The organism is Brotaphodocola sp., from assembly GCF_050873365.1.
GTDB lineage: Bacteria > Bacillota > Clostridia > Lachnospirales > Lachnospiraceae > Brotaphodocola.
This window is the reverse complement of record NZ_JBNMIQ010000034.1, coordinates 1-26213: the sequence shown is the minus strand read 5'-3', so window position 1 is coordinate 26213 and position 26213 is coordinate 1. Positions and strand designations below refer to the sequence as shown.

The 26213-nt window shown below is 49.6% G+C and carries 24 protein-coding genes; all 24 read left to right on the top strand.

Annotation, left to right across the window (positions count from 1 at the left end):
• Positions 1-194: 194 nt before the first annotated feature.
• The 24 genes from ACR0QT_RS12780 (at position 195) to hisS (ending at position 25997) form a co-directional block, all read left to right on the top strand.
• Positions 195-449 (top strand): type II toxin-antitoxin system HicA family toxin, encoded by a 255-nt coding sequence (locus ACR0QT_RS12780; protein WP_432631091.1) that lies wholly within the window; start codon positions 195-197, stop codon positions 447-449.
• The gene (locus ACR0QT_RS12775) at positions 446-778 is read left to right on the top strand and encodes a type II toxin-antitoxin system HicB family antitoxin (RefSeq protein WP_432631090.1); all 333 of its coding nucleotides are present in this window, start codon (positions 446-448) and stop codon (positions 776-778) included. Before ACR0QT_RS12780 ends, ACR0QT_RS12775 begins: the two co-directional genes overlap by 4 nt.
• Positions 779-958: 180 nt before the next feature.
• Positions 959-2593, top strand: a complete 1635-nt coding sequence (gene cobI, locus ACR0QT_RS12770; protein WP_432631089.1) for a precorrin-2 C(20)-methyltransferase — start codon at positions 959-961, stop codon at positions 2591-2593.
• Positions 2594-2705: 112 nt separating this feature from the next.
• Positions 2706-3434, top strand: coding sequence for a precorrin-3B C(17)-methyltransferase (cobJ, locus tag ACR0QT_RS12765; RefSeq protein WP_432631088.1), 729 nt, complete (start codon positions 2706-2708; stop codon positions 3432-3434).
• Between the two features lie 35 nt (positions 3435-3469).
• On the top strand, positions 3470-4543 hold the full coding sequence (gene cobT / locus ACR0QT_RS12760) for a nicotinate-nucleotide--dimethylbenzimidazole phosphoribosyltransferase (RefSeq protein WP_432631087.1): 1074 nt from the start codon (positions 3470-3472) through the stop codon (positions 4541-4543).
• Positions 4544-4591: 48 nt separating this feature from the next.
• Complete coding sequence (gene cobM / locus ACR0QT_RS12755; protein WP_432631086.1) at positions 4592-5374, top strand: precorrin-4 C(11)-methyltransferase; 783 nt, start codon at positions 4592-4594, stop codon at positions 5372-5374.
• 88 nt (positions 5375-5462) lie between these two features.
• Positions 5463-7103: a cobyric acid synthase gene (locus tag ACR0QT_RS12750; protein WP_432631100.1), complete on the top strand. Its 1641-nt coding sequence runs from the start codon at positions 5463-5465 to the stop codon at positions 7101-7103.
• Positions 7104-7196: 93 nt separating this feature from the next.
• Positions 7197-7823, top strand: coding sequence for a precorrin-8X methylmutase (locus tag ACR0QT_RS12745; protein WP_177976929.1), 627 nt, complete (start codon positions 7197-7199; stop codon positions 7821-7823).
• Positions 7824-7991: 168 nt separating this feature from the next.
• On the top strand, positions 7992-8834 hold the full coding sequence (locus ACR0QT_RS12740) for a MerR family transcriptional regulator (RefSeq protein ID WP_432631085.1): 843 nt from the start codon (positions 7992-7994) through the stop codon (positions 8832-8834).
• A 149-nt stretch (positions 8835-8983) separates the two neighbouring features.
• Positions 8984-10015, top strand: a complete 1032-nt coding sequence (locus ACR0QT_RS12735) for an NAD(P)H-dependent amine dehydrogenase family protein (protein WP_432627397.1) — start codon at positions 8984-8986, stop codon at positions 10013-10015.
• A 258-nt stretch (positions 10016-10273) separates the two neighbouring features.
• Positions 10274-12553 carry a RelA/SpoT family protein gene (locus tag ACR0QT_RS12730; RefSeq protein ID WP_432631084.1) on the top strand — a complete coding sequence of 760 codons (2280 nt, stop codon included), beginning with the start codon at positions 10274-10276 and terminating at the stop codon, positions 12551-12553.
• A gap of 79 nt (positions 12554-12632) precedes the next feature.
• Entirely contained in the window at positions 12633-13283 is a 651-nt protein-coding gene (locus ACR0QT_RS12725) for an MBL fold metallo-hydrolase (protein ID WP_432631083.1), read from the top strand.
• Positions 13284-13366: 83 nt separating this feature from the next.
• Positions 13367-14872 carry a coproporphyrinogen dehydrogenase HemZ gene (gene hemZ, locus ACR0QT_RS12720; protein WP_432631082.1) on the top strand — a complete coding sequence of 502 codons (1506 nt, stop codon included), beginning with the start codon at positions 13367-13369 and terminating at the stop codon, positions 14870-14872.
• A 328-nt stretch (positions 14873-15200) separates the two neighbouring features.
• Entirely contained in the window at positions 15201-15632 is a 432-nt protein-coding gene (locus ACR0QT_RS12715) for a PTS sugar transporter subunit IIA (RefSeq protein ID WP_432631081.1), read from the top strand.
• A 138-nt stretch (positions 15633-15770) separates the two neighbouring features.
• Positions 15771-16262 carry a PTS system mannose/fructose/N-acetylgalactosamine-transporter subunit IIB gene (locus ACR0QT_RS12710; protein ID WP_432631080.1) on the top strand — a complete coding sequence of 164 codons (492 nt, stop codon included), beginning with the start codon at positions 15771-15773 and terminating at the stop codon, positions 16260-16262.
• A gap of 48 nt (positions 16263-16310) precedes the next feature.
• Positions 16311-17153, top strand: coding sequence for a PTS mannose/fructose/sorbose/N-acetylgalactosamine transporter subunit IIC (locus tag ACR0QT_RS12705; RefSeq protein WP_432631079.1), 843 nt, complete (start codon positions 16311-16313; stop codon positions 17151-17153).
• A gap of 1 nt (position 17154) precedes the next feature.
• On the top strand, positions 17155-17967 hold the full coding sequence (locus tag ACR0QT_RS12700) for a PTS system mannose/fructose/sorbose family transporter subunit IID (protein ID WP_432631078.1): 813 nt from the start codon (positions 17155-17157) through the stop codon (positions 17965-17967).
• Positions 17968-18058: 91 nt separating this feature from the next.
• Positions 18059-18511 (top strand): hypothetical protein, encoded by a 453-nt coding sequence (locus tag ACR0QT_RS12695; protein ID WP_432631077.1) that lies wholly within the window; start codon positions 18059-18061, stop codon positions 18509-18511.
• Positions 18512-18990: 479 nt separating this feature from the next.
• Positions 18991-19953: a sugar ABC transporter substrate-binding protein gene (locus tag ACR0QT_RS12690; RefSeq protein WP_432631076.1), complete on the top strand. Its 963-nt coding sequence runs from the start codon at positions 18991-18993 to the stop codon at positions 19951-19953.
• Positions 19931-21313 carry a sensor histidine kinase gene (locus ACR0QT_RS12685; protein ID WP_432631075.1) on the top strand — a complete coding sequence of 461 codons (1383 nt, stop codon included), beginning with the start codon at positions 19931-19933 and terminating at the stop codon, positions 21311-21313. Before ACR0QT_RS12690 ends, ACR0QT_RS12685 begins: the two co-directional genes overlap by 23 nt.
• Position 21314: 1 nt before the next feature.
• Entirely contained in the window at positions 21315-21998 is a 684-nt protein-coding gene (locus ACR0QT_RS12680; protein ID WP_432631074.1) for a response regulator transcription factor, read from the top strand.
• A gap of 69 nt (positions 21999-22067) precedes the next feature.
• Positions 22068-23453, top strand: coding sequence for an ABC transporter substrate-binding protein (locus tag ACR0QT_RS12675; protein ID WP_432631073.1), 1386 nt, complete (start codon positions 22068-22070; stop codon positions 23451-23453).
• A gap of 170 nt (positions 23454-23623) precedes the next feature.
• Entirely contained in the window at positions 23624-24433 is an 810-nt protein-coding gene (locus tag ACR0QT_RS12670) for a Cof-type HAD-IIB family hydrolase (RefSeq protein WP_432631072.1), read from the top strand.
• A 301-nt stretch (positions 24434-24734) separates the two neighbouring features.
• On the top strand, positions 24735-25997 hold the full coding sequence (hisS, locus tag ACR0QT_RS12665; protein WP_177976910.1) for a histidine--tRNA ligase: 1263 nt from the start codon (positions 24735-24737) through the stop codon (positions 25995-25997).
• The last annotated feature ends 216 nt before the right edge of the window (positions 25998-26213 follow it).

Sequence of the window (26213 nt, the reverse complement as noted above, 5' to 3'; positions counted from 1 at the left end):
TACTGTTGGAAACAAGTATACATTTTTGTATGGTTGTTGTTTTTGTTTAGAAAGAAATTAAGAAACAGTTTGATCAAAGTTGTTAAAAAATGCTGATAGGCAGTAATGGAAGATAATCATACCAAAAAGCAACTAAAAATAGTTGCATATTTGTGCGTGTTGGATATAATATAATTGTAGGAGGGTATCGTGCGATGGGACAAAAGGAAAAACTTATTCAGCGATTAAAATCAAAACCAAAAGATTTTACTTTTGATGATGCTGAAACATTACTTAATTATTTTGATTATATTCGTTCAAATAAGGGAAGAACTAGCGGTTCTCGTATTATGTTTGTAAGTGATAAACATGCAAGTATTTTACTTCACAAGCCACATCCGCAGAAAGAGTTGAAAGCATACCAGATTAAGCAATTGATAGAAATTTTGGAACAGGAGGGATTATTGTGAAAAATACCATGGAATATAATGGATATGTTGGAAGTGTTGAATTGTCAGAAGAAGATGGGATCTTCTTTGGAAAAGTGCTTGGCATTCGTTCGTTGATTTCTTATGAGGGAGAAAATTACAAGGAACTCCGTGATGATTTTCATACTGCGGTTGATGATTATCTTGAAATGTGCAAAGAGGAACATATTGAACCGGAAAAGGCCTATAAAGGAAGTTTTAACATTCGTATTTCACCAGAATTGCATAAGCGGTTAGCGATATATGCAATAGAACATCAAACAACATTGAATAGTTATGTGGCGGAAACATTGGAAAAAGCAGTAAAATAAAGATGCGGTATAAGAAATGCAGGGATGTATTGTGGTTATAGTAGACTATGATACGTCCCTGCATAGTTTTTTATTGGTGTCTCGCGTCTGTTTATGGTATGATAATGAAGTTGAGACCGAACAAAAATAATAACAGAATTAAGGATAAGTATAAGATAAGATAGAAAAATGGAGAAACAAATGGAAAATAAAAATGAAATGCAGGAACGTGAACAGGTAAATACGCAGAAGAGTGTGCCGGAAAGAGCGAAGGCAAATGAGAAAAAGCGCGCCCTTCTTGTGATCAGCTTCGGAACGAGCTATCCCGAGACGCGTGCAAAGACGATCGACGCAATCGAGGCGGAGATGAGAGAGGCATTTCCGGAGTATGATTTTTTCCGGGCATTTACAAGTCCGACGATCATGCGAATCATGAGAGAGCGCGAGGGCATCTGGGTCGATGATGTGGAACAGGCATTTGAGCGTCTTCTCGCGCAGGGTTATAAAGAGGTTCTCGTTCAGATGACTCATGTGATCCGTGGATTTGAGTACGATCGAATGATGGGAACGATCCGCAGATATCAGGATCGTTTTCCGGTGTTTGCGTGTGGCGAACCACTTTTGACGGATGAAAAAGACTATCAGGGTCTGGCAAAGATTCTGGAAAATAAATTTGCAGAGTACCGTGTTTCGGGAACGGCAGTTGTGCTGATGGGACATGGAACGGAGCATGTCGCAAACTTCTCTTACGAGCGTCTCCAGAAACATCTGACGGACGATGGAGCGGGAAATCTGCTGATCGGAACCGTCGAGGCATCCCCGACACTTGACGCGATGATGCGGGCAGTGGAGGAGCAGAAGCCAAAGCGTGTCCTGCTTGCCCCGCTTCTGATTGTCGCAGGAAATCATGTGATGATCGATATGGCAGGCGAGAAGGAAGATTCGTGGAAAAACCAGTTTTTGCGTCAGGGATACGAGGTGGAGTGCAGTTTTGAGGGACTTGGGGAATATCCGGAGATTCGCAAAATGTATGTCGACCATGCGCGGGATGCCTTAAGACGCGCCGAGGAAGAACGGGAGAGAAATACTCAGATCGAGAGTGAAAACGGATCTGAGAGCGGATCTGGAACGAACAACGGGAAAAAGAAAATGGTTCCGGGAATTCTCTGGGGAATCGGTGTCGGACCGGGCGATCCGGAGCTTCTGACGCTCAAGGCGGTGCGCAAAATCAAGGAGTGCGATGTGCTGATGGTTCCGGGAGAGGATTACCGCAGTAGCATTGCGTACCAGATTGCACAGCGTGCGATTCCGGAGGTCGAGGAGAAACCGTGTGTGGGCGTGGAGCTTCCGATGACGCGCGACAAGGAGCGTCTTGCGCAGGCGCACGAGACGGCGGCGAAGCAGGTGACAGATCTTCTCGTACAGGGCAAACAGGTCGGCTTCTTAAATCTTGGGGATGTGACGCTGTATGCGACCTATCTCTATATTCACCGTCTTGTTCAGCAGGCAGGCTATGAGGCGCGACTGATCAATGGAATTCCGTCATTCTGTGCAACGGCGGCGACGCTGAACGTGGGACTTGCGGAGAATTCCGAACAGCTCCATGTGCTGTCTCAGCCGGGACAGATCGAGGAGGGACTGAAACTTCCGGGAACGAAAGTTATCATGAAGATGGGAAAAAATCTGGATCGCGTCAAGGAAATCATCGCGCAGTCCGGCATGGAGGCGATGATGGTGGAAAACTGCGGACTTCCGGGCGAGAAGATTTGCCGGAGTGTCGACGAGATTCACGATGGAGCGGGATACTATTCGCTTGTGATTGTAAAAGAAAAGTAGAAAACGGAAAGAAACTAGGAAGAGAAGATAGGAAGAAACTAGAAAGAAGACAGGAAGAAGACAGGAAAAAGATAGAAAAAGGACAGGCAGAAAACAGTAAGGAGCGATAGGGATGAACGAAATTTACGTTGTGGGAATGGGACCCGGGGAAGAAAAGCAGATGACAATCGAGGCGCGAGAGGTGCTTGAGTCGTGCGATGTGATTGTCGGATACACGGTGTATGCGGAGCTGATGAAAAAAATGCTTCCGGAAAAAACATATCTGACGACGCCGATGCGTCAGGAGGCAGAGCGCTGTCGTCTCGCATTTGAGGAGGCACAGAAAGGCAAGAAAGTGGCAATGGTGTGCAGTGGAGATGCCGGCGTCTACGGAATGTCCGGTCTGATGCTTGAGATCGGAGAGGAGTATCCGGATTGCAAGGTCAAGGTTGTATCCGGAGTAACGGCGGCACTTGCGGGCGGGGCTGTGCTTGGAGCACCGCTGATGCATGATTTTGCAGTCATCAGCTTAAGTGATCTTCTGACACCGTGGGAGAAGATTGAGAAACGACTGAGAATGGCATCAGCCGGCGATTTTGTGATCTGCCTCTACAATCCGTCGAGCAAGAAGCGCGCCGATTATCTCAAGCGCGCATGTGAGATCATTCAGGAGGAGATCGGGGAGGAGAGAGTCTGCGGAATCGTCTCCCAGATCGGAAGAGACGGCGAGCATGCCGAGGTGATGACACTCTCCGAGCTTGCAGATCGTCAGGTGGATATGTTCACAACCGTATTTATCGGAAATTCGCAGACGAAAGAGATCGATGGAAGAATGGTGACACCGAGAGGGTATCGCATCTAAAAAAGCACAGAAAAAACAAAAGGTGGATATTTGATATGGAAGAATACTATCAGAGACAGCTTGACTGTCTTTGTGGACAGGTGCGTCCGCTGAGCGAGGAGGCAAAGGAGGCATCCATCCGCCATTGGGACGGAATTGCAAAACCGTTAAATGGTCTTGGTCGTTTTGAGACGATCCTGACACAGATTGCGGGAATTCAGAGAACGGAGAATCTCTCGCTTGAGCGCAAGGCGGTTGTCGTGTTCTGCGCGGACAATGGAGTTGTCGAGGAGGGTGTGAGCCAGACGGACAGCAGTGTGACCGCGATTGTGACCGAGAATTTTGCGCGCGGAATCGCGAGCGTGAACCGCATGGCATCAACAGTCGGAGCGGAGGTGCTTCCGGTTGACATCGGAGTTGCCGGGGCACTTCACGAGCCGGGAATCCGCAATATGAAAGTGGATTTTGGCACAAAGAATTTCTGCCGGGAGATGGCAATGACGAGGGAGCAGGCGCTTGAGGCGATCCACAACGGAATTGCACTTGCAGGCGAACTCAAGGACGCGGGATATGATTTGCTGGCAGTCGGGGAGATGGGAATCGGAAACACGACGACCTCAAGTGCAGTCGCAAGTGTGATGCTTGGAGTCGATCCGGAGGTTGTCACCGGAAAGGGAGCCGGTCTCTCGGATGAGGGACTCACAAGAAAAATCGATGCAATCCGGCGTGGAATCGCGCTCCACCACCCGTCCGCCGATGATCCGGTCGGCGTGCTTGCCTCACTCGGAGGTTTTGACATTGCGGGAATGACCGGACTGATGCTTGGCGGAGCAATCTCGCGAATCCCGGTTGTGCTTGATGGAATCATTTCGGAGGTTGCAGGACTTCTCGCGACAGCAATCTGTCCGGAGGCTGTTTCCTATCTGATTCCGTCCCATCTCGGAAAAGAGCCGGCGTGTGCTCGAATCTACGAGAAACTTCACCTTGAGCCGGTGATTCACGGAAATCTGGCGCTCGGAGAGGGAACCGGAGCGGTGATGCTCTTCCCGCTTCTCGATATGGCGTGGGAGGTTTACAAGGAGAACAGCACGTTTGAGGACATCCATGTGAAAGCGTATGAAAAGCTGTGAGAAAAGAGTTGTGAGCAAAAACTTATTATGTGGAAAGGAAAAGATGAAATGGTTTATTTTATCGGAGCGGGACCGGGCGATCCGGAGCTGATCACCGTGAAGGGAAAACGACTGATTGAGGAATCGGATGTAATTATCTATGCGGGATCTCTGGTCAATCCGGCAGTGCTTGCCGGGGCAAAACCGACGGCAGAAATTTACAACAGTGCGAAGATGACGCTTCCTGAAGTCATTGAGGTGATGAAAAAAGCGGAGGCAGAGGGCAAGCAGGTGGCGCGCGTTCACACCGGCGATCCGTCGATTTACGGCGCTCACCGTGAGCAGATGGTGCGCCTTGATGAGCTTGGGATTTCGTATGAGGTAATACCGGGAGTCAGCTCGTTTCTTGCAACCGCAGCGGTACTCAAGCGCGAGTATACGCTTCCGGAGGTCAGCCAGACCGTGATTTTGACGAGAATGGAGGGGCGCACGCCGGTGCCGGAGCGGGAGAAGATAGAGGCACTTGCATCCCATCAGGCGACGATGGTGATTTTCTTGAGTGTCGGTCAGCTTGATCAGCTTGTCGGACGACTGATTGAGGGCGGATACCCGGAGGAGACGCCGGTTGCTGTTGTATACAAGGCATCGTGGCCGGATCAGAAGATCGTGAAGGGAACACTCACCGACATTGATGAGAAAGTCAAGGAAGCCGGAATCCGAAAGACGGCGCTCGTCGTTGTCGGAAGATTTCTCGGGGATGATTTTGCGCTGTCAAAACTTTACGATGAGAATTTTACGCACGAGTTCCGGGAGGCAAAGAAGCGTGATGGAAAACAGCAGGACGAAAAATGACATGACCGATAAGAAGATGAGAAGTGAGAAGGAGAGCATAGAGAGGGACAGCATAGAGAAGGACAGGATAGAAAATGAAACTTGCGGGATGACGGGGCAGGAGAATGCCAAAAAGACTCTCGCAAAAAAAATCATGGTTCAGGGCACGATGTCCAATTCGGGAAAGAGTTTTCTTGTCGCAGGACTGTGTAGAATCCTGAAGCAGGACGGATACCGCACGGCTCCGTTTAAGTCTCAGAATATGGCGCTGAACTCCTACATCACAAAAAATGGGCTTGAAATCGGGCGCGCGCAGGCGATGCAGGCGGAGGCGGCAGGAATTGAGCCGACGGTCGAGATGAACCCGATTCTCTTAAAGCCGACGAGCCAGATGGGAAGTCAGGTGATTGTGAACGGTGAGGTCTACGGCAACCTGCGCGCGATGGATTACTATCGCAGAAAACCGGAGTTTATTCCGGCGGTGAAGAAAGCATTTGAGACACTCGAGGAGGAGTTTGATGCGATTGTGATTGAGGGTGCGGGAAGTCCGGCGGAGATCAATCTTCGCGAAAATGATATTGTAAATATGGGACTTGCCGAGCTGGTCGATGCTCCGGTCATTCTCGTCGGGGATATTGACCGTGGCGGAGTCTTTGCCTCCCTCTACGGAACCGTCAGCCTGCTTGAGCCAAAGGAACAGGCGCGAATCAAAGGACTTGTGATCAACAAATTCCGCGGGGACAAAAAGATTCTTGAGCCGGGACTTCGGATGATTGAGGAGAAACTTCACATTCCGGTGATCGGCGTGATCCCGATGGAGCAGATCGATCTCGACGATGAGGACAGTCTGTCTGACCGCCTGACGCGGACCGGATCGGAGGAGTTGCTCAAAGGAGGTCTTGATCTTGCAGTGATCCGTCTGCCCCATATTTCCAATTTCACGGATTTCAATGCGCTTGAGCGCCATGCGGGCGTGCAGTTGCGCTACGTCGAGAGAGCTTCCCAGCTTGGCAATCCGGATCTGATTCTTCTTCCGGGCACGAAGAACACGATCTCCGATCTGATCTGGCTGAGGGAGAGCGGGCTTGAGCCTGCAATTCTCAGAAAAGTTGAGTTTGAGCGTGTTCCGGTGATTGGAATCTGCGGAGGATACCAGATGCTCGGTGAACAGCTCTCCGACCCGAATGGAGTCGAGGGCGAGGAGGGAAGAAGCATCCGCGGAATGGGACTTCTTCCGGCACGGACGATATTTGAGCAGAAAAAGACACGCGGTCAGACCGAGGTGGTTCTTCGCGAGAACACGGGAATGTTTGAAGCCTGCGCACCGGGAAGTCTGGTGAATGGATATGAGATTCATATGGGAATCACTGAGCTGACCGGAAAGGCAAAGCCGATCTTTGCGAGAAATTCGGAGCAGACAGAAAAGGGAAATGGAACCGAGAGTTTCCATGATCAGGAGCGTCAGGGTCAGACTTCACAGACATGGGAGAGTCAAAACTGGGAGGGACTTGAGCGTGAGGATGGTCTTGTGCTCGGCACTTACCTGCACGGATTGTTTGACAATGAAGAATTGACGGATGCGCTTCTTGAGAAATTGGCAAAGAAGAAGGGAATCTCTCTGGAGATGACGACGGAGAGTCAGGAAGCCTACAAACAGCGCCAGTACGACAAGCTCGCAGACCTCGTCCGCGAATCCCTCGATATGGAGGCAATTTACCGGATCATGGGGTTTAATCGCAAGGAGTGCTGAAACGCAGAGCTTCGAAATAAGAAAAGTAAGAAATTGAAATTACGAGTCAAGCGATAAATTTAAGAAAGGACAGGCAGAAACGTGTTTGAACAGATGGAATGGGTAAAGCCGGAGGAGATTGAGACGAGAAGCATGCAGATCATCGAGTCGGAGATGCCAAAAGGAAACTGGACACCCGGGGAACTCCTTGTTGTGAAGCGATGCATCCACACCTCCGCCGATTTTGATTATGCAGAAAATCTGTATTTTTCCGATCATGCGGTGGAGCGGGCGATTGAGCTCTTAAAGGCGGGTGCGACGATCGTGACCGACACCAATATGGGAATGGCAGGCATCAACAAGCGCGCGCTGAGCGCACTCAATGCGAGCGTTCGTTGTTTTATGGCAGATCCCGATGTCGCAAGAGAGGCGAAAGAGAGAGGGGTGACGCGTGCGGTTGTCAGCATGGAGCATGCGGGAAAGCTGGAAGGACCGGTAATCTTTGCAGTTGGAAATGCACCGACCGCGCTGATTCGCCTCTATGAGATGATTCAGGAGGGAACGATCTCGCCGGCGTTTATTATCGGAGCGCCGGTCGGGTTCGTCAATGTCGTGGAATCGAAGGAACTGATCTGCGGTCTTGATGTTCCCTGCATCGTTGCGAGAGGACGAAAAGGTGGAAGCAACATCGTGGCTGCGATCTGCAACGCACTGATGTATCAGATTCCGGGGACTCGCTAGAAATTGCTTGTCTTTCGATAGACGAAAAAGAAAGAAAAACTCTCAAGTTGCATGAGAGTTTTTCTGGTATATCGGGGTTCGACCGTTTATGTGTTGATATGTGTTGAGCGGGTGTCTGGCGTTGTCCGAAAATGGGGAAAAACAGGAGAAAAGAGGGGGAAAAGACAGATGGCTTACAAATATTTGAGTATCGGGGAGATGGCAAAAATCAACAACATTTCGGTTCCGACGCTTCGATTTTATGATTCCGTGGGACTTCTGCGCCCCTGCTACACCGATCCGAACACGCGTTACCGATACTACGACATCCGCCAGAATGCAAGGCTGGACATGATTCAATATATGAAAGAACTCGGGATGGAGCTCAAGGAGATTCAGGAGGTGCTCGCGTCGGAGGATCTTCGCAAGATTGAGGCGATTCTGATCAAAAAGCGGGAGCAGACGATCGCGGAGATTGAACAGAGAAAGGTGCAGAGGGATGCGATTGACCGTGCAATCGAGAGCATGGAGCGTTACCGGAAGTCTCCGAAGAGAGGGACATTTACTTTAGAGTATATCCGTCCGAGAAAAATCTACGGGATCGAGACGGATCTCAATTTCTACGATCACGATATCGACACTTACGAGGTGATCCTGAAGAAGCTGAAAATGAAGCTCTTAGAGCACAACGTCCCGCCGGTATATTACTGCAATGCCGGAACTCTGCTGAAAAAAGAGGATTTTTTGAGACAGCGTTTCGTCTCCAACAAGATTTTCGTCTTCGTGGATGAGCATTTTCCACTCCGCAATGAGGTCGAGACGATCGAGAACGGGATGTATGCCTGCGTCTACCTCGATGAGTTTGGCGATGAGCAGGAATTTGCGGGACGGTTATTGAAGTACTGTCAGGATCAGGAATATGAGATCGCCGGGGACTACATCTGCGAGACGATGACCGAGTTTAATGTGTTTGACACCGAGAAGCGATCGATGTTTTTGCGTCTTCAGGTTCCGGTAAATTTCACAAAATAGAAGGAAATATTTGGCTAGAATGCACAGTTGACCATCAAGTGACATGAGACCTTATACTATGGGTATGATAAATAAATAACAAAACGGCAGGGGCAAACAAAACGAAAAACATCCTGTCGTGCCCGTAGAACGTAGAAGGAGGTTTCTATATGGAAAAGATTAAAGTGGTTCAGTATGGCTGTGGAAAGATGAGCAAATATATTCTTCGTTATCTGTATGAAACCGGTTGCCAGATCGTAGGCGCGATCGACAACAATCCGGCGATCGTGGGTATGGATGTGGGCGACTATGCGGGAATCGGTGTGAAGACAGGTATCCTGATCAGCAACGATGCCGACAAGGTTCTCGATGAGTGTGATGCAGATATCGCCGTAGTGACGCTGTTCAGTCTCGTGAGCGACTGCTTTGACCACTATATGAAGTGTCTGACGAGAGGAATCAGCGTCATCACAACGTGTGAGGAGGCAACGTACTGCTGGACGACCGATGCAGTTCGTGCAAATCTTCTCGATGTGACTGCGAAAGAGAATGGTTGTACCTTCGTTGGAAGTGGTATGGAAGATATCTTCTGGGTAAATATGGTAGGAATGGTAGCAGGCGGATGCCACAAGATCGAGAAGATCGAGGGTGCAGTCAGCTACAACGTAGAGGACTATGGTCTTGCACTCGCAAAGGCACACGGCGTTGGACTGACACCGGAGGAGTTCGAGAAGCAGATCGCACATCCGGAAGAGATCGAGCCGTCGTATGTATGGAACTCGAACGAGGCACTTGCATCGAAGATGGGCTGGACGATCAAGAGTCAGACACAGAAATGTGTTCCGTATTTCCATGACAGCGACCTGTATTCCTCCACGATGGGCACAACGATTCCGAAAGGAAACTGCATCGGCATGGCAGCCGTAGTGACGACGGAGACGTTCCAGGGACCGGTGATCGAGACCCAGTGTATCGGCAAGGTATACGGACCGGATGACGGAGATATGTGTGACTGGAAGATCACGGGCGAGCCGGATACCGAGTTCCACGTTGTGAAACCGGCAACCGTAGAGCATACCTGTGCGACGATCGTCAACCGAATCCCGGCAGTTCTTCGTGCACCGGCAGGTCTTGTGACGATGGATCAGCTCGAGGAGATCGCTTATCCGACCTATCCGATGGAGTTCTATCTTAATAAGTAGAGATAAGCATAAGTAATAAATATAGGAAGAAATATAGAAAGAGATAATCATGCGGGGTGGAGCGCAACTGCAAATGAGCAGGGGCACTCCGCCCCCCTTTTTATATGATTAGATTAAGCGAAAGCGTGTTTGCAGGGCTTTACTCGCCGAAGGAGCCGAAACGATGCTCCGCAAGTCCCATTTTTATTCCCCCTTGCTTTTTTTGACAAAAATAATTATAATACATAATAACTTATGCGCAGAAGAGGTGGCTTTCCCATGGCAAACGAAGAAGCAAAGAAAGTTGAGAGAGAACTGGAAGATCCGGCAGACTTTACAACTCCGGAGGAATTGTATAAGGACCTCGTCCGCACGATTCGCAGATATCATCCGTCAGATGACATTTCGATGATTGAGAAAGCGTACAGAGTCGCAGACGAGGCCCATGAAGGACAGAAACGAAAATCGGGTGAACCGTACATCATTCACCCGCTTTGTGTTGCGATCATTCTGGCTGACTTAGAGATGGATAAGGAGACGATCGCAGCCGGTTTGCTTCACGATGTCGTGGAGGATACGGCGATGACGCTTGATGAACTCACGAAGGAGTTCAATGCCGAGGTAGCGTTCCTCGTAGATGGAGTAACAAAGCTGACACAGCTGTCATGGGATAAAGACAAGGTGGAGATTCAGGCGGATAACCTGCGAAAGATGTTCCTCGCGATGGCGAAGGACATCCGTGTTATCATCGTAAAACTTGCCGACCGTCTGCACAATATGAGAACCGGACAGTACTGGAAGCCGGAAAAACAGAAGGAAAAGGCGCGCGAGACGCTTGAGATCTACGCTCCGATTGCGGATCGTCTCGGTATTTCCAAGATCAAGATTGAGCTTGATGATCTTTCCTTCCGTTTCCTGAAACCGGATGTGTATTTTGATCTCGTTGAGAAAGTCAATCTCCGCAAGGATTCGAGAGAAGCCTTTGTTCAGGAGATTGTGGACGAGGTTCAGGACCACATGAAGGAAGCCGGGATCGAGGCGACGGTGGTCGGACGCGTGAAGCATTTCTTCAGCATTTACAAGAAGATGGTCAACCAGAACAAGACCCTCGACCAGATCTATGATCTGTTTGCAGTTCGTATCCTCGTCGACAGTGTGAAAGACTGTTATGCGGCCCTCGGTGTCATCCATGAGATGTATAAGCCGATCCCGGGACGTTTCAAGGATTACATTGCAATGCCGAAGCCGAACATGTACCAGTCGCTTCACACGACCTTGATCGGAAACACCGGACAGCCGTTTGAGATTCAGATTCGAACTTACGACATGCACCGGACAGCTGAGTACGGTATTGCAGCTCACTGGAAGTACAAGGAGAGCGGAAGCGGAAAGATTGCAGCCGGAGACGAGGAGGCAAAGCTGTCCTGGCTTCGTCAGATTCTGGAGTGGCAGCGCGACACCGACGACTCCAAAGAGTTCCTCAGCATGGTCAAGGGCGATCTCGACCTGTTCTCCGATAGTGTATACTGCTTCACCCCGACCGGTGATGTCAAGACTCTGCCGAGTGGATCGACGCCGATCGACTTTGCTTACGCGATTCACAGTGCAGTCGGCAACAAGATGGTCGGCGCGCGTGTCAATGGAAAGCTCGTCAACATCGACTATGTGATTCAGAATGGTGATCAGATTGAGATCATCACGTCTCAGAACTCCAAGGGACCGAGCCGTGACTGGCTGTCTCTTGTGAAGAGCACACAGGCGAAGAACAAGATCAATCAGTGGTTCAAGAATGAGCTCAAGGAAGACAACATCATTCGTGGTCGTGAGCTGATTGACCGTTACTGTAAGGCGAAGGGCATCAATTACCCGGAGATCAATAAGCCGGAGTTTCAGGAGAAGGTCATGATGCGCTATGCATTCAAAGACTGGGATTCTGTGCTTGCCTCAATCGGACATGGCGGTCTGAAAGAGGGTCAGGTCATCAACAAGATGCTTGAGGAGCGGGAGAAGAAAAAGAAGAAGGAGATCACGGACAAGACGGTTCTCGACACGCTTGCCGAGTCGGATGTAAAGGTTCCGGTATCGAACAAGAAGTCCAAGAGCGGGATTGTCGTCAAGGGCGTCCACGATCTCTCCGTTCGTTTCTCGCGCTGTTGTAGTCCGGTTCCGGGCGATGAGATTGTCGGCTTTGTGACCCGTGGACGAGGCGTCTCGATTCACCGCACAGACTGTATCAACATCATCAACCTTCCGGAGGATGAGAGAGCGCGTCTGATGGATGCAGAGTGGCAACAGCCGGAGAGCGATGAGGGCAAGGAGAAGTACTCGACGGAGATCCAGATTTACGCGAACAATCGAATCGGAATGTTCGTCGACATCTCCAAGGTATTTACGGAGCGCCAGATCGACATCACCTCGATGAATGTGCGGACGAGCAAGCAGGGCAAGGCGACGATCGTGATGACATTTGACATTCACGGAGTGGAAGAACTGAATCGTTTGATCGATAAATTGCGCCAGATTGAAGGCGTTCTTGATATTGAGAGGACTGCGGGTTAACCACCGCAGTTCTTTTACTGTAAAGTAATTTTTTTATAAGAAGAGAAAACGGGGAAATAGAAAAGGAGCTGGGAGCGAAATGAGCGATTTTCGTATAAAGACTTATGTGCTGGGCGGAATCAGCACAAACTGTTATGTCATTTACCATGAGGGAAAGAAGGAAGCAGTGATTGTAGATCCGGCGGACAACGGAGCATTTCTGCTGAACAAATGCCGGGAGCTTGGCGTGGAGCCGGTGGCAATTCTTCTGACCCACGGTCATTTTGATCACATTCTGGCGGTGGAGGATATTCGCCGTGCGTTCCACTGCAAGGTGTATGCGCATGTCGATGAGGAGCGTCTGCTTGAGGATTCCTCGATGAACCTCTCCGGAACGCTCGGAACCGAGAGAATGGAGCTGAGTGCTGACGAATTTCTGCGCGATGGCCAGGTGATTCATCTGCTCGGTGATGAGTGGAAGGTGCTTTCGACCCCGGGGCATACCGCAGGTTCTGTCTGCTATTATCTGGAGGCAGAGCAAGTGCTGATCAGCGGAGACACGCTCTTCCATGAGTCTATGGGACGGACAGATCTTCCGACTGGAAGCTCTTCGGCGATCGTGAAGTCGATCACGGAGAAACTTTTTGTGCTTCCGGACGACACGATGGTTTATCCGGGACACGGAGATCCGACGACGATCGGTTACGAGAAGAAATATAATCCGGTTGTGTCGTATACTCGTTTTCGCTGATGTCGAGTCGACTTGAATGGGAAGCCGGACAGAGGCAATTAGAGCGATGAGCGATAGAGGGATAAAGAGATAGAGGTAGACAGATGATAGGAATTTTACTGAATGATGATGCTTACGAGCAGGATATCCGGGAACTGATGATGGCATTTTTTCCGGGAGAGACGTTTGTCCATGAATATCAGGACGGACTCAATCTGGCGGTCAAGGGAACACTCTCAGACGACAGAAAGACCTTTGCTCTTCATGTGATTTCGTTTGGAGAACCGCAGTTTTTTGCTTTTTCCGAGCTGAAACTTGAGCCGGAGATGCGCGAGGAGCGCCGTGCGATCGAGGGAGAACAGCCGATTGAGGTCGATTACGACAACCGCTTTGAGACAAAAAATAAGATTAAACGCCGTCTCTACCTGCTCTTGATGGAGAGAACGGGCAAACAGCTTCCGTGGGGCACACTGACCGGAATCCGCCCGACAAAGATCGCACTGACGAAACTTGAGCAGGGCGAGGCAGAAAATGAGATCCGCCGGGAGATGAAGGAGACATACTACACCGGAAATGAGAAGATCAACCTGAGCATTGAGATTGCACAGAAGGAGCGCGAGCTTCTCTCCGGCATCGATTATCGCGACGGATACAGTCTCTATGTCGGAATCCCGTTCTGTCCGACAACGTGTCTGTACTGTTCGTTCACCTCCTACCCGATTGGAAGATGGCAGGGAAAGATGGACCAGTACTTTGAGGCGCTGTTCAAGGAACTCGACTATGTCGCAGAGAAGAAGCGCGGATGCCGTCTCGAGACGATTTACTTTGGCGGTGGAACGCCGACTTCGCTGAGCCCGGAGGATCTCGATCGCCTGATCACAAAGATTGAGAACACGTTTGATCTCTCCCATGTGCAGGAGTTCACGGTCGAGGCAGGTCGCCCGGACAGCATCACACGGGAGAAATTGCAGGTACTTCGCGATCACGGAATCACGCGAATCTCGATCAATCCGCAGACGATGAAGCAGGAGACGCTTGATTTGATCGGTCGCCGTCACACCGTTGAGGATGTCAAGGAGCGATTCGCGATGGCGAGAGAGCTTGGATTTGACAACATCAACATGGATCTGATTGTCGGACTCCCGGAGGAGAACATCGAGGATGTTCAGGCGACGATGGAGGCAGTCAAGGCACTTGAACCGGACAGCATCACGGTTCACTCGCTTGCGATCAAGCGCGCAGCCCGTCTGAACACGATGAAGGAAGTCTACAAGGATTTAAAGATCACGAACACGCAGGAGATGATTGATCTCACGGCAAAGTATGCGCGCGAGCTTGGTCTTGAGCCGTATTATCTGTATCGCCAGAAAAATATGGCAGGCAACTTTGAGAACGTCGGATATGCGTCACCGGGAAAAGCCTGCATCTACAACATCCTGATCATGGAGGAGAAGCAGACGATCATCGCGTGTGGAGCGGGAACGACGACGAAACGCCTCTTCCCGGAGGAGAACCGGATTGAGCGTGCGGAGAACGTCAAGAATGTCGAACAGTACATTGAGCGAATCGATGAGATGATTGCGCGCAAGGAAAAACTTCTCTCGATGTAAAGAACTATGTAAAGAACGATAAAAAAAGGTATTAAAAAGCGTATTGAAAACAGTATAAAAAAAGATAGGGATATTGAAAAAATATCAAAAAAATAAAATATCGAAAAAAGTATCAAAAAAACCATAATGAAAAAATAGCGACAATTAGGAGTCGCATATTTGAGGAGAGAATGACATTTGTCACGGTGACATGACAAATGTCATTTTTTTGTGTTTGTAAAAAGTGACAGAGTGCAGATGATTCGGATTGGGAAAATTAGTAAAATATGAGTACAGAAATGAAAAAAACATAAAAAATATAAAAAGATAAGAAAAAGGGGGAAACGAGATGAAATATGTCGTACTTGTCAGCCACGGAACCTTTGCACCGGGTCTGCACAGCGTGTTGAATATGCTGGCTGGTGGCGGTCGCGAGGATATCCTGAGCACCAGTCTTCAGGATGGAATGGGCGCAGATGAGTTTGCAGAGAATTTTGGAAAGCTGATTGAGCCGATCAAGGAGGACGATGAGATCATCCTGCTTGCCGATATCATCGGTGGTTCTCCGCTGACAACCGCACTCGATGTGCTGACGAAGAAGGGATTGCTCGCAAAGACCACTGCTTTCGGTGGTATGAACCTTCCGATGGCGCTGACCGCTACACTGATGAAGGATGCGCTTGACACTGAGAGCCTCAAGGCAAGCCTGGTTTCCGAGTCGAGAGATGCGATCAAGGAGATGGAGTTGAAGCTCGACGACGATGAGGAAGACGATATTTAATGTATCGTTTAAGCGTTAAGTTTAAGAGTTAATAGGGGAAATCAATTACTAAGGGAAATTGATTAATAAGGTTAATAGCAATCAATAAGGGAATAAAGAAAACCAAAATCGGGGACGAGAATTAAGGAGGAAAAACTTATGTCAGTATCTTTTGTGAGAGTAGATGACCGTATGATTCATGGACAGACCTGTACCAGATGGGCTCTGGAGTATCCGTGTGATGGACTTGTTGCAGTCAATGATCTTGCAGCATCCAATCCGGTTCTGAAGGCAGCATACAAGAGTGCTTCCGGAAAGAAGACCTTTGTATGGACGATGGACGAGTGGAAGGCAAAATGCCAGAAGGTGCTCGACAGTAAGGATCGTTATTTCCTGATCACGAAGAATCCGGTAGATATGAAGAAGATCCTTGTAGACCAGGGATTTGATCCGGGTGTAAAGACCGTCATCATCGGACCGTGCAACGACCGTCCGGGCGCAACGAAACTGGGCAATAACCAGTCGATCACTCAGGAAGAGGCAGAGGCTCTCGAGGCAATTATGCAGAAGGGATACAGTGTAGAATTTGCACTGCTGAAAGATGAGGCAATCGGAAACTGGACGAAGTTCCGTGGACAGTTTGGATTCTAAAATTTTGGATTTTAAATAAAAAATCTTTTGAAAGGCAGGGATTGATTTATGCAAATTAATCTTATTCAGGCAATCATTCTTGGTATCTGTGCATGTCTTTCCAGTATGCCGGGTCTTGGTGGCACGACATTCGGAAACTACACACTGGGTCGTCCGCTCGTAGCTGGACTTGTTGTAGGTCTGGTACTCGGAGACATGAAGACGGGCATCATCGTGGGCGCAGCAATTCAGGTTATCTATATCGCGCTCGTAACTCCGGGCGGAACTGTTTCCGCTGATGTTCGTGCGATCAGTTACATAGGTATTCCGCTTGCAATCTGTGCAATCAAGGGAATGGGCATTGATCCGGCTTCCAAGCAGGCAACGGATATGGCAGCAACCCTTGGAGCAGCAGTAGGAACCCTCGGAACCGTTCTTTTCTACGGAACCGCAACCGTCAACCTGGTATGGCAGCATATGGGCTGGAAAGCACTTGAGGATGGAGATTTCAAGAAACTCTATCTCGTCGACATGGGTCTTCCGTGGCTGTCTCACTTCCTTTGCTCCTTCCTTCCGACCGTCATTATCACGATGGCTGGTTCGAGCATGGTAGACCTGATGAAAGTTTACCTGCCGATGGATGGTATCGCAATGAAGACTCTGTTTACCGTAGGTAGCCTTCTTCCGGCAGTCGGAGTTGCAATCCTGCTGAAACAGGTTATCACGAAGGCAACGGATTTCCTGACTTTCTTCTTTGGATTTACACTGGCTGCATGCATGGGAGTAAACCTGATCGGTGCAGCTCTGATCGGTGGATTCTTTGCAGTCATCAACTACAAGATCCAGATGCTGAAAATTCGTCCGGCAGTAGCTGGCGCAGCAAGCTATGACGATGATGAGGAGGATATATAAGATGAAAAAACTTTCTAAAAAAACATTAAATAAATCTTTCTTATCCTGGTTTTACGGCAACCTGACCTGCTTCTCTCAGGAGCACATGCAGACCTTCGGTTATCTGTGTGCAATGCTTCCGGTTGTGCAGGAACTGTATGACACGAAGGAAGAGCAGAAGGAAGCATTGAAGACCTACTCCGCATTCTTCAACACAGAGCCTCAGATCGGTACCCTTGTAGTTGGTATCACAGCAGGTCTGGAAGAGGCAAAGGCAAACGGCGAGGGCATCGACGGTGAGACGATCAACGGTATCCGTGCAGGTCTGATGGGACCTTTAGCCGGTATCGGTGACTCCCTGATCGTAGGAACCCTGATCCCGATCCTCTTAGGAATTGCACTTGGACTGTCCGGCGGTGGTTCTCCGCTCGGCGCAATCTTCTATATCGTTGTATGGAACGCATTGATGTTCTTTGGAATGAAGTTCGCTTATGCAAAGGGCTATGAGATGGGCGGAAAGGCCGTGGAACTGCTTGTAGGTGAGCAGGCTCAGGCAATCCGTGATTCGATCATCATGGTTGGTACCATGGTAATCGGTGCAGTAGCAGCAAGCTGGATCAGCATTTCCACTTCCTTTGAGATTCCGGGAATCATCACCCTTCAGAGCACTCTGGATCAGATTTACCCGAAACTTCTGTCCGCAGTGACCGTAATCTTCTGCTGGTGGCTGATGACGAAGAAGAAGATTTCCCCAACCATGGTAATGCTGATTCTCGTTGTGATCGCATTTGTCGGCGTACTTCTTGGATTCTTTGATCCGGGTCTGTCCTACTAATCGCGATTGATAAGTTGCCAATATCCTCCCCATCGTTTCATGAGTCCTGCTTCATTCCCATTCCCCATATTTTTTGGAGTGAAGCAGGAACATGATTCTACCGCATATGGGTAGGAACTATGATGGAAAATATTTGGCACAGTGGATTCAGATGCAGAAGCCGAGACTAGATCGAGTCGATGAAAGATCAAATCAGGAAATCAAACCGATTTATGAAGTGAGCGGAGGGATTGCAATGGAAGGTACCGCACAGACCATACAGGAGCAGAAAATGCTGATCAAAGAAGCGCAGATGCAGGTGGATGCCTTGAGACGCCTTGGAAACTGGCAGAGAGGGTGTCTGTCGATCGCGGTGATCGGAGTGATTCTGGCTGTGAACGGATTTTATATGAACGCCGGAACTCTGAGGGGAGTATTTGGAATCATATTGGCTGTGTTGTTCTCCGCGATGGCGCTTGTCATCTGGACCGGAAGAAAAAATGGAAAAAAGAACGTGAAGAAGATTCTGGAGGCGGCTGGTCAGCCGATCTCAGAAAACTTATAACTCAGAGTGGATGTCCCCCTCCTCGATAGGTGGGGAGGTGGGGGCATCACAAATTCTAGCATCATAAAATCATTTGAGATGCGCTCTGGGGCATTGAGGCTGGTGCACATGAAAATGTGTGCCGGCCTTTTGTGGCATTACGGTGATGCGTTAAAGCATTGTTGGCGAACTCCTTCGACGGGTAAAGTCATGCAAACACGCTCGCGCTCCGGGTAAATCAGAGGAAGCGTCACTGGCGCTTCCTTGATACGCAGAGCGGACGTAGCGGTGCATAAGACCGTAAACTACACGGTCTAAGCACCGACGACTCACACGGGTTTGCATGTACTTTCCCGTCTTCGTCGCAAAGTGGTTGGTTTAAGGTGTAAGAGAGCAGGTGTGATCATTCATATTTGTAAAACAGAAAATTGCCGAATTCGAAAACTCATGGTAAAATGAGGACAAGTGACAGATGCAAAAGCAGGGGGTGACAGAGGCAGATGGATCGGCGCAGAAGGAGAATCTGGATGGCGATAGTCAGCCTGATTCTGATAGTTGTGGGACTTGAGTTTTTTATCCTTGCGGGGAAGACGATTGCGTTTTACCGGGCGGGGAGAAAATTCGGTGCCACCTATATGACGATGAACAATCCATTTTACGAGATCATTGATGACGAGATCCGCAATGCGCTTGAGGCAAACGGGGATCGATTGCTCACGAGAGATCCGGCACTCGATGTCGAGAAGCAGATCAGCCAGATTCGTGAGTTTGTGGATCAGAATGTCTCTGGAATTTTCATCAATCCGGTTGACTGGAAGGCGATTAAGCCGGCGCTTGAGGAGGCAAAGGAAGCCGGGATTCCGGTGATTGTTGTGGACAGCGATGTCTATGATGAGTCTCTCGTCCGCTGTACGGTGATTTCGGACAATTATCGCGCCGGGGAGCTCTGCGCACAGCATCTGATGAAAACGCGAGAAAGTGCAAAGATCCTCTTGCTTAGTCATAGCGTGGCGAAATCGGGAATCGATCGCATCCAGGGATTTAAGGATTTTCTGGCAAATAATCCGCAATACGAGATTCTCGATGAGGCGGACTGTCTCGGTCAGCTCGAACTTGCGATGCCGGCAACGGAGGAACTTTTGAAGAAACATCCGGATGCCGATGTGATTATGTGTCTGAATGATTTGGCGGCAATGGGAAGCATGGCAGCACTGAAAGAACAGGGGAGAGACGGGCAGATCCTCGTCTACGGGGTTGATGGCTCTCCGGATGGAAAGGGAATGATTGCCGAGGGGATTATGACAGCCACATCGGCACAGTTTCCAAGAAAGATTGGACGGATGGCAGCGGATGTGATCTACCGTTTTTTTGATGGAGAGAACGTTCCGAGACGTGTTCTCGTACAGACGGAACTTGTGACAAAGGAGAATCTGGAGGAATATGGAGCGGATGGATGGCAGTGATGAGATCAGCAAGATGAGTATGGGTGCACCGGCAGGTGTGCGGGAGATGACGCAGGGAGAAAAGAGGGAATCTCTGATTTCGAAGCTTCAGATCGGAATTTATATCGTCAATTTTATTGCAGTCTGTTTTGTCAGCGGTGTGATGGCATATGCGCTGTGGAGCGTCGTCGGGCGGATGGAAGCCGGAGAGTTCCTCAAAACCGTGAAGGTGAGACCGTGGAAGCCGGAGCAGATGATCGCCTTTTCGGTCTTTGGCTATGTCGCCTTTGTGATTTTTGGAAGTCTGAGCCGAAAGTGCGAGGGCGAGTGGGAGGAGCTTCGCCCTCTGTTTCTTGAGGCGGAGATTGTGGCGTGCATTGCATCGGGAGCGGGCATGAATCTCGCATACAATGGGCTTGTGCTCGTGATGGCAGCGGATATGATGCGCGGAGAGCGTGGTGGAAATCAGAAGCTGATGTTTGGACTTTCGGTGGTGATTCTGTCCACGATCCTCGATTTTGATCTTGTTGGAGAGCGATTTTCAATGATCTCCTGGGATGTCTTTCTGGCAGTGTTTGAGACGGATATGCAGGCGGTACTAAAGAGTGTCAGGAGTATTCTGGTTTCGACAAATCTTGTGCTCTTTATCTGGTACACAGCTCTGGTGATTCAGGAAGAGTACCGGGAGCGCGAGCGAATCCAGTCTTTAAATGGTCAGCTTGAACTTGCAAACAGAAAGCTCAAGAGTTATGCGATCGAGGCGGAGAAAAATGCGGAGATCCGGGAGAGAAACCGACTTGCGAGAGAGATCCATGATACGCTTGGTCATGCGCTGACCGGAATCATTGCCGGCGTGGATGCGGCTGTGATGATGATGGAGATTGCACCGGAAGCTGCGAAGAAACAGCTTGAGAAGGTGTCCGAGGTCGCGCGTGAGGGCATGACGGATGTCCGAAGATCGATGAACAGTCTTCGCCCGGATGCGCTCGAAAAACTGGAACTGGAAGACGCGATTCAGAAAATGCTCAAAGATATGGGGGAAACGGCGAAGGTGGAGATTGTCTTTCACAATCAGGTGCATCCGTTCCGGTTCCACGAGGATGAGGAAGAGGTGATTTATCGAGTCATCCAGGAGGCGACGACGAATGCAATCCGTCATGGAAAGGCGAGTTACATCGATATCGGGATCAGCAAGGTTGATCAGTGGCTCACGATTGCCGTGAAGGACAATGGCTGTGGCTGTTCCGAAGTGAAACCGGGATTTGGTCTGAAACATATGAGGGAGCGTCTTGCGATGCTCAATGGAACGCTTGAATGTAGCAGTGAAAGTGGATTTTTGATTGTGGCAAACATTCCGATCAGATGGGGGGAACGAAATTGATATGAATGGAAAAGAGAAAATCAAGATTTTGATTGCGGATGATCAGGCATTGATTCGAGACAGTCTTCAGATTATTCTGTCTGCCAATGAGGACATGGAAGTGATGACACCGGTGGGAGACGGGCGAGAGGTCATCCGTGCGGTGCGCGGGGAGAAGCCCGATGTGATTCTGATGGATGTGCGGATGCCGGAGATGGATGGCGTTTCCTGCACGCAGATTATCAAGGAAAATTATCCCGATATCAAGATCATCATCCTGACAACGTTTGACGATGACGAGTATGTATACAATGCGCTGAAATACGGGGCGAGCGGATACCTGCTCAAGGGAGTTTCGATGGCGGAGCTGACCGGCGCAATCCGGACGGTTTACAGCGGAAAGGCGATGATCAATCCGGACATTGCCGTCAAGGTTGTGCGCCTGTTTTCCCAGATGGCGCAGGGCGATTACGGAATTCATGTCGACAGTCGTTTTGTTGAGGACATTTCCAAGACGGAATGGCGCGTGATCCAGCAGGTTGGATTTGGTAGATCCAACAAGGAGATTGCGGTCGCTCTCAATCTCTCGGAGGGAACGATCCGAAACAATTTGAGCTCAATTTTGAGCAAACTTGATCTCAGAGATCGGACTCAACTTGCGATCTGGGCGGTGCAGACCGGAGTCACAAAGAAAGATTTTTCGTAACCGGCTTAGATTTTTTCTGGGATTCTTTCTAGGATTTTTTTCTGGGATTCTTTCGCGGGAAGAATCAGTTTGGGCGGAAGATGGCGGATCGACGAGAAATTGACGGAGAAGAGAAAACGGATGATGCAGACAGCAGGAAAACAGGAAAATGAAAAGAAAAAGAGATGGAACGTCGAGGTCTACACCGCGCTCATCGGAATTCTGGCGGTGGTGATCCTCTTTGTCGGAGTCTGGGCCGTGCAGAGAAGGAAGAATCAGACGCTTGTGTTGAAGTTTGGAATGTTTGCCGGGAGTTACTGGGATGTGCCAAACGGTGACTGCTATCAGGTGATTGATGATGCGATTGCCCGATTTGAGCAGAAACATCCGGGAGTGAAAGTCGAGTACACGAGCGGTGTGCTCAAGGAAGATTATATTGAGTGGCTGTCCGAACAGGTGCTTCTCGGGGAGGAGCCGGATGTCTTCATGATTCCGGATGGAGAGATGGAGAACATGATTTCGCTGAATATTTTGAAAAATCTGGACAGACAGATTCGCGAAGATCCGAGCTTTTCAAAGGAAGATTACTATCCGGCGACATTTGCGGGCGGGACGGCGCGAAACGGGCAGTATGCCCTGCCTTACGAGTGTGTCCTGACGCTGATGTTTGTGAATCGAACACTTCTCGATCAGGCTGGAATTCCGATGCCGAAGGAGAACTGGACCTGGGACGAATTTTTTGAGATCTGCAAACAGGTCACGCAGGACTTAAATGGAGATGGAAAGTTTGACCAGTATGGCGTTTTGGATTACAATTGGCAGTATGCGATGCGCGCTTCCGGGATGGAACTGTTTGATGCAAACGGAACGACCTCGTTTTTCGGAGATCAGAAGGTCGAGGAGGCGGTAAGTTTTCTGATTACGCTTCGGGCGCTGAATCAGGGGCATCTCGTGACCTCGAAAGAGTTTGATCAGGGAAATGTCGCCTTTCAGCCGATGACGTATGCGGAATATAAGACGTACAAGCCGTACCCGTGGCGGATTAAGAAGTACTCGGAGTTTGAGTGGGACTGCGTTGCGATGCCTGAAAAGACGGCGGGTTCGGGGCGGACGGCTCTCGATACGCTTCTGATGGGAGTCAGCAGTCGAACAAAGAAGGAAAATCTGGCGTGGGAATTTCTCAAGGAACTCTGCTACGATTTGGAGACGCAGAGTCAGATTCCGGAGTTGGCATCCGGTCTTCCTGTGATTCGACAGGCGGTGGAGCAGATTCAGGCGGAGGATATCAACATGGCGGTCGTGCGCGATGCGATGGAATTTGCGGAGCCGATGCCCCATTTTGTCGGATATCAGGATGCGATGGAGTTAGCGGACCAGCGAATTCAGGAGATGGTCGATGATGGCGTGGCGCTGGATACGAAACTTCTGAAATTGCAGAGGGAGATCAATACTCTGCTCAAGAATGAAACAAGATAAAAAAAGAAAAAGGAAATCAAGACAAGATAAGAGAATCAAGGTAAGGAAATTAAGAGAAGAAAATTAAGACAGGAAAATGATAAAAAGAAAAATTATAGAAAGAAATTGATAGAAATAAAATTGAGCTCAAAAGACAAGCTAAAATAAGACATAAAGGAGACGAGAGAATTATGAAAAAGAATGATTGCAGAATTGTGTTCAGTGACATTGACGGAACGATCATCACTTCGGACGGCGTGGTGACTCCGGACACGAGGAAAATGATTCTTGAGATGGAGAAGGACGGGATTCCGTTTGTTCTGACTTCTGCGCGCTCCCCCGAGGGTGTCCGCGTGATTAAGAGAAAAATCGGAAATCATGCGCCGATGATCTGTTTCTGTGGGGCGTTGATTCTCGATCAGGACGAGAAGCCTCTGTACAGCTGTCAGATTCCGCTCGACACGGCGGTAAAACTCAAGCGTCTCTTGGAGAACGAGTTCCCGGAAGTTTGCTGTAACACATTCGGATTTGAGAAATGGATTGTGGACGATCGGGAGGATGCGAGAGAGCAGAGAGAGGAAGCGATCGTGGGATTTTCTGCGGAGATCGGCTCGATCGAGGAAGCCTTTGCGGAGGACGGAGGAATCCACAAGTTTCTGCTGATGGGAGAGCCGGAGCAGATGAAGCGACTTGCCGTTCGCCTGCGCGAGGCATTTCCGGATCTTCAGGTCGCAGCGTCGAATGCGGAGTATCTCGAGGTGACCGAGAACGGAGTCAAGAAGTCCGTTGCGCTTGAAGCACTGTGCGAGAAGCTGGGTCTGACCGCTGAGCAGGCGGGCGCATTCGGGGACGGCGAGAGCGATATGGGAATGATCGCGACCGCAAAGTTCGGCTATGCGATGGGAAATGCCCCGGAGGAAGTCAGAAAATCCGCAAAGTTTGTGACCTGCAAAAACGACGAGGAGGGCGTGCTTGCCGGTCTTCGAGAGATTTTTGGATAAATAATAAAATAAAACAAATTAAGAAATTATGGAATGGGAAGGTTGCAAGATTATCGGAGGATTCGGATAATTTTGTGACCTTTTTAGAAAAAATGGAGAGGAAACGCAAGGTCAGGATTGCATTTTGTGGGCGGGAATAGTATAATCGTAAGGCGAATGTGTAATTGACAACCGCCAGGATATGCAGGAAAATGTTAGGATTCACGGGCAGATTCACTCCCATATGAAATAAAAATGGAAGGGGATTGTGTGAAGCATAACAGAACTGGATATTTCGGCGATAAGAAGATGGAGAAGAAGCATGGCACTGAAAAAGAAGCCGGTTACCGGCATGAGAGATATTCTGCCTGCGGAGATGCAGGTCAGAAATTTTGTGATGGAGCAGATCCGTCAGACCTATCAGGGATTTGGATTTACGCAGATTGAGACTCCGTGCGTGGAGCACATCGAGAACCTGACGAGCAAGCAGGGCGGAGACAATGAGAAGCTGATCTTCAAGATTTTAAAGCGCGGTGAGAAGCTGAATCTTGAGACCGCAGAGACCGAGAACGATCTGACCGACAGCGGTCTGCGTTACGATCTGACACTTCCGCTTTCCCGCTACTATTCCAACAATGCATCCCAGCTCCCGGCACCGTTTAAGGCGCTTCAGATGGGAAGTGTGTGGAGAGCTGACCGCCCGCAGAAGGGACGTTTCCGTCAGTTCACCCAGTGTGACATTGATATTCTCGGCGATCCGTCGAGCATGGCTGAGATCGAGCTGATTCTGGCTACGACGACGGCTCTCGGAAGAATCTGCCCGGACAATGCATTTACGGTTCGTATCAATGACCGTGGCATCTTAAAGGGAATGGCACTCCACTGCGGATTTGCAGAGGACAGCCTCGATCAGGTCTTCATCACTCTGGACAAGATGGATAAGATCGGCATGGACGGCGTAAAGGCAGAACTGCTTGAGAACGGCTATGCACAGGATGCGGTTGAGAAGTATGCAGATCTGCTTGGACAGGTGACTGACAATGCAGAGGGCGTGCGCGCACTCGGAAAGATCCTCGCAGATGTGATGCCGGAGAGCGTTTCTGAGAACCTTGCAAATATCATGGATACCGTTACCGATGTCGCAGAGACCGAGTTCAAGCTCGCATTTGACCCGACTCTCGTGCGAGGAATGTCCTACTACACCGGAACGATCTTCGAGGTTTCGATGGAAGGCTTCGGAGGTTCCGTTGCAGGTGGCGGTCGTTATGACAAGATGATTGGCAAGTTCACCGGTCAGGACACCCCGGCATGCGGATTCTCCATCGGTTTTGAGAGAATCGTTACGATCCTCATGGATCAGGGCGGTAAGGTAGAGAATCAGGCAGAGCGCAAGGCTTATCTGATCGAGAAGGGAATGGATGCAAAACGCCTTTCCGAGATTATGAAGCAGGCCATGAAGGAGCGCAGTGCCGGCGTTCAGGTTCTCGTTTCCCAGATGAACAAGAACAAGAAGTTCCAGAAGGAACAGCTGAACAAGGAAGGATACACCGAGTTTGTTGAGTTTTACCGCGAGGCACTCAAATAAGTCAAATAAGATTTTATTTGTCAGCGTCAATAGACTGTATAACACAGAGTGGATGTCCCCCTCCTCTATAGGTGGTGGGTATCACAAACTTTCTCAGGAGGGGAGACAATCCCCTTCTGAGTTATACGCTCCGCGTGGATGCGCAGTGATTTTGATAAGAAGATGTCAGCAGAGCTGACCAAAATCACGCGCCAAGTCTCCGCGAGCGTCGACTTG

Bases quoted from the DNA above. Each gene is read 5' to 3' on its own strand.
- ACR0QT_RS12780 (WP_432631091.1), top strand. From the start codon at position 195: ATGGGACAAAAGGAAAAACTTATTCAGCGATTAAAATCAAAACCAAAA.
- cobI (WP_432631089.1), top strand. From the start codon at position 959: ATGGAAAATAAAAATGAAATGCAGGAACGTGAACAGGTAAATACGCAG.
- cobJ (WP_432631088.1), top strand. From the start codon at position 2,706: ATGAACGAAATTTACGTTGTGGGAATGGGACCCGGGGAAGAAAAGCAG.
- cobT (WP_432631087.1), top strand. From the start codon at position 3,470: ATGGAAGAATACTATCAGAGACAGCTTGACTGTCTTTGTGGACAGGTG.
- cobM (WP_432631086.1), top strand. From the start codon at position 4,592: ATGGTTTATTTTATCGGAGCGGGACCGGGCGATCCGGAGCTGATCACC.
- ACR0QT_RS12750 (WP_432631100.1), top strand. From the start codon at position 5,463: ATGACGGGGCAGGAGAATGCCAAAAAGACTCTCGCAAAAAAAATCATG.
- ACR0QT_RS12745 (WP_177976929.1), top strand. From the start codon at position 7,197: ATGGAATGGGTAAAGCCGGAGGAGATTGAGACGAGAAGCATGCAGATC.
- ACR0QT_RS12740 (WP_432631085.1), top strand. From the start codon at position 7,992: ATGGCTTACAAATATTTGAGTATCGGGGAGATGGCAAAAATCAACAAC.
- ACR0QT_RS12735 (WP_432627397.1), top strand. From the start codon at position 8,984: ATGGAAAAGATTAAAGTGGTTCAGTATGGCTGTGGAAAGATGAGCAAA.
- ACR0QT_RS12730 (WP_432631084.1), top strand. From the start codon at position 10,274: ATGGCAAACGAAGAAGCAAAGAAAGTTGAGAGAGAACTGGAAGATCCG.
- ACR0QT_RS12725 (WP_432631083.1), top strand. From the start codon at position 12,633: ATGAGCGATTTTCGTATAAAGACTTATGTGCTGGGCGGAATCAGCACA.
- hemZ (WP_432631082.1), top strand. From the start codon at position 13,367: ATGATAGGAATTTTACTGAATGATGATGCTTACGAGCAGGATATCCGG.
- ACR0QT_RS12715 (WP_432631081.1), top strand. From the start codon at position 15,201: ATGAAATATGTCGTACTTGTCAGCCACGGAACCTTTGCACCGGGTCTG.
- ACR0QT_RS12710 (WP_432631080.1), top strand. From the start codon at position 15,771: ATGTCAGTATCTTTTGTGAGAGTAGATGACCGTATGATTCATGGACAG.
- ACR0QT_RS12705 (WP_432631079.1), top strand. From the start codon at position 16,311: ATGCAAATTAATCTTATTCAGGCAATCATTCTTGGTATCTGTGCATGT.
- ACR0QT_RS12700 (WP_432631078.1), top strand. From the start codon at position 17,155: ATGAAAAAACTTTCTAAAAAAACATTAAATAAATCTTTCTTATCCTGG.
- ACR0QT_RS12695 (WP_432631077.1), top strand. From the start codon at position 18,059: ATGATTCTACCGCATATGGGTAGGAACTATGATGGAAAATATTTGGCA.
- ACR0QT_RS12690 (WP_432631076.1), top strand. From the start codon at position 18,991: ATGGATCGGCGCAGAAGGAGAATCTGGATGGCGATAGTCAGCCTGATT.
- ACR0QT_RS12685 (WP_432631075.1), top strand. From the start codon at position 19,931: ATGGAGCGGATGGATGGCAGTGATGAGATCAGCAAGATGAGTATGGGT.
- ACR0QT_RS12680 (WP_432631074.1), top strand. From the start codon at position 21,315: ATGAATGGAAAAGAGAAAATCAAGATTTTGATTGCGGATGATCAGGCA.
- ACR0QT_RS12670 (WP_432631072.1), top strand. From the start codon at position 23,624: ATGAAAAAGAATGATTGCAGAATTGTGTTCAGTGACATTGACGGAACG.
- hisS (WP_177976910.1), top strand. From the start codon at position 24,735: ATGGCACTGAAAAAGAAGCCGGTTACCGGCATGAGAGATATTCTGCCT.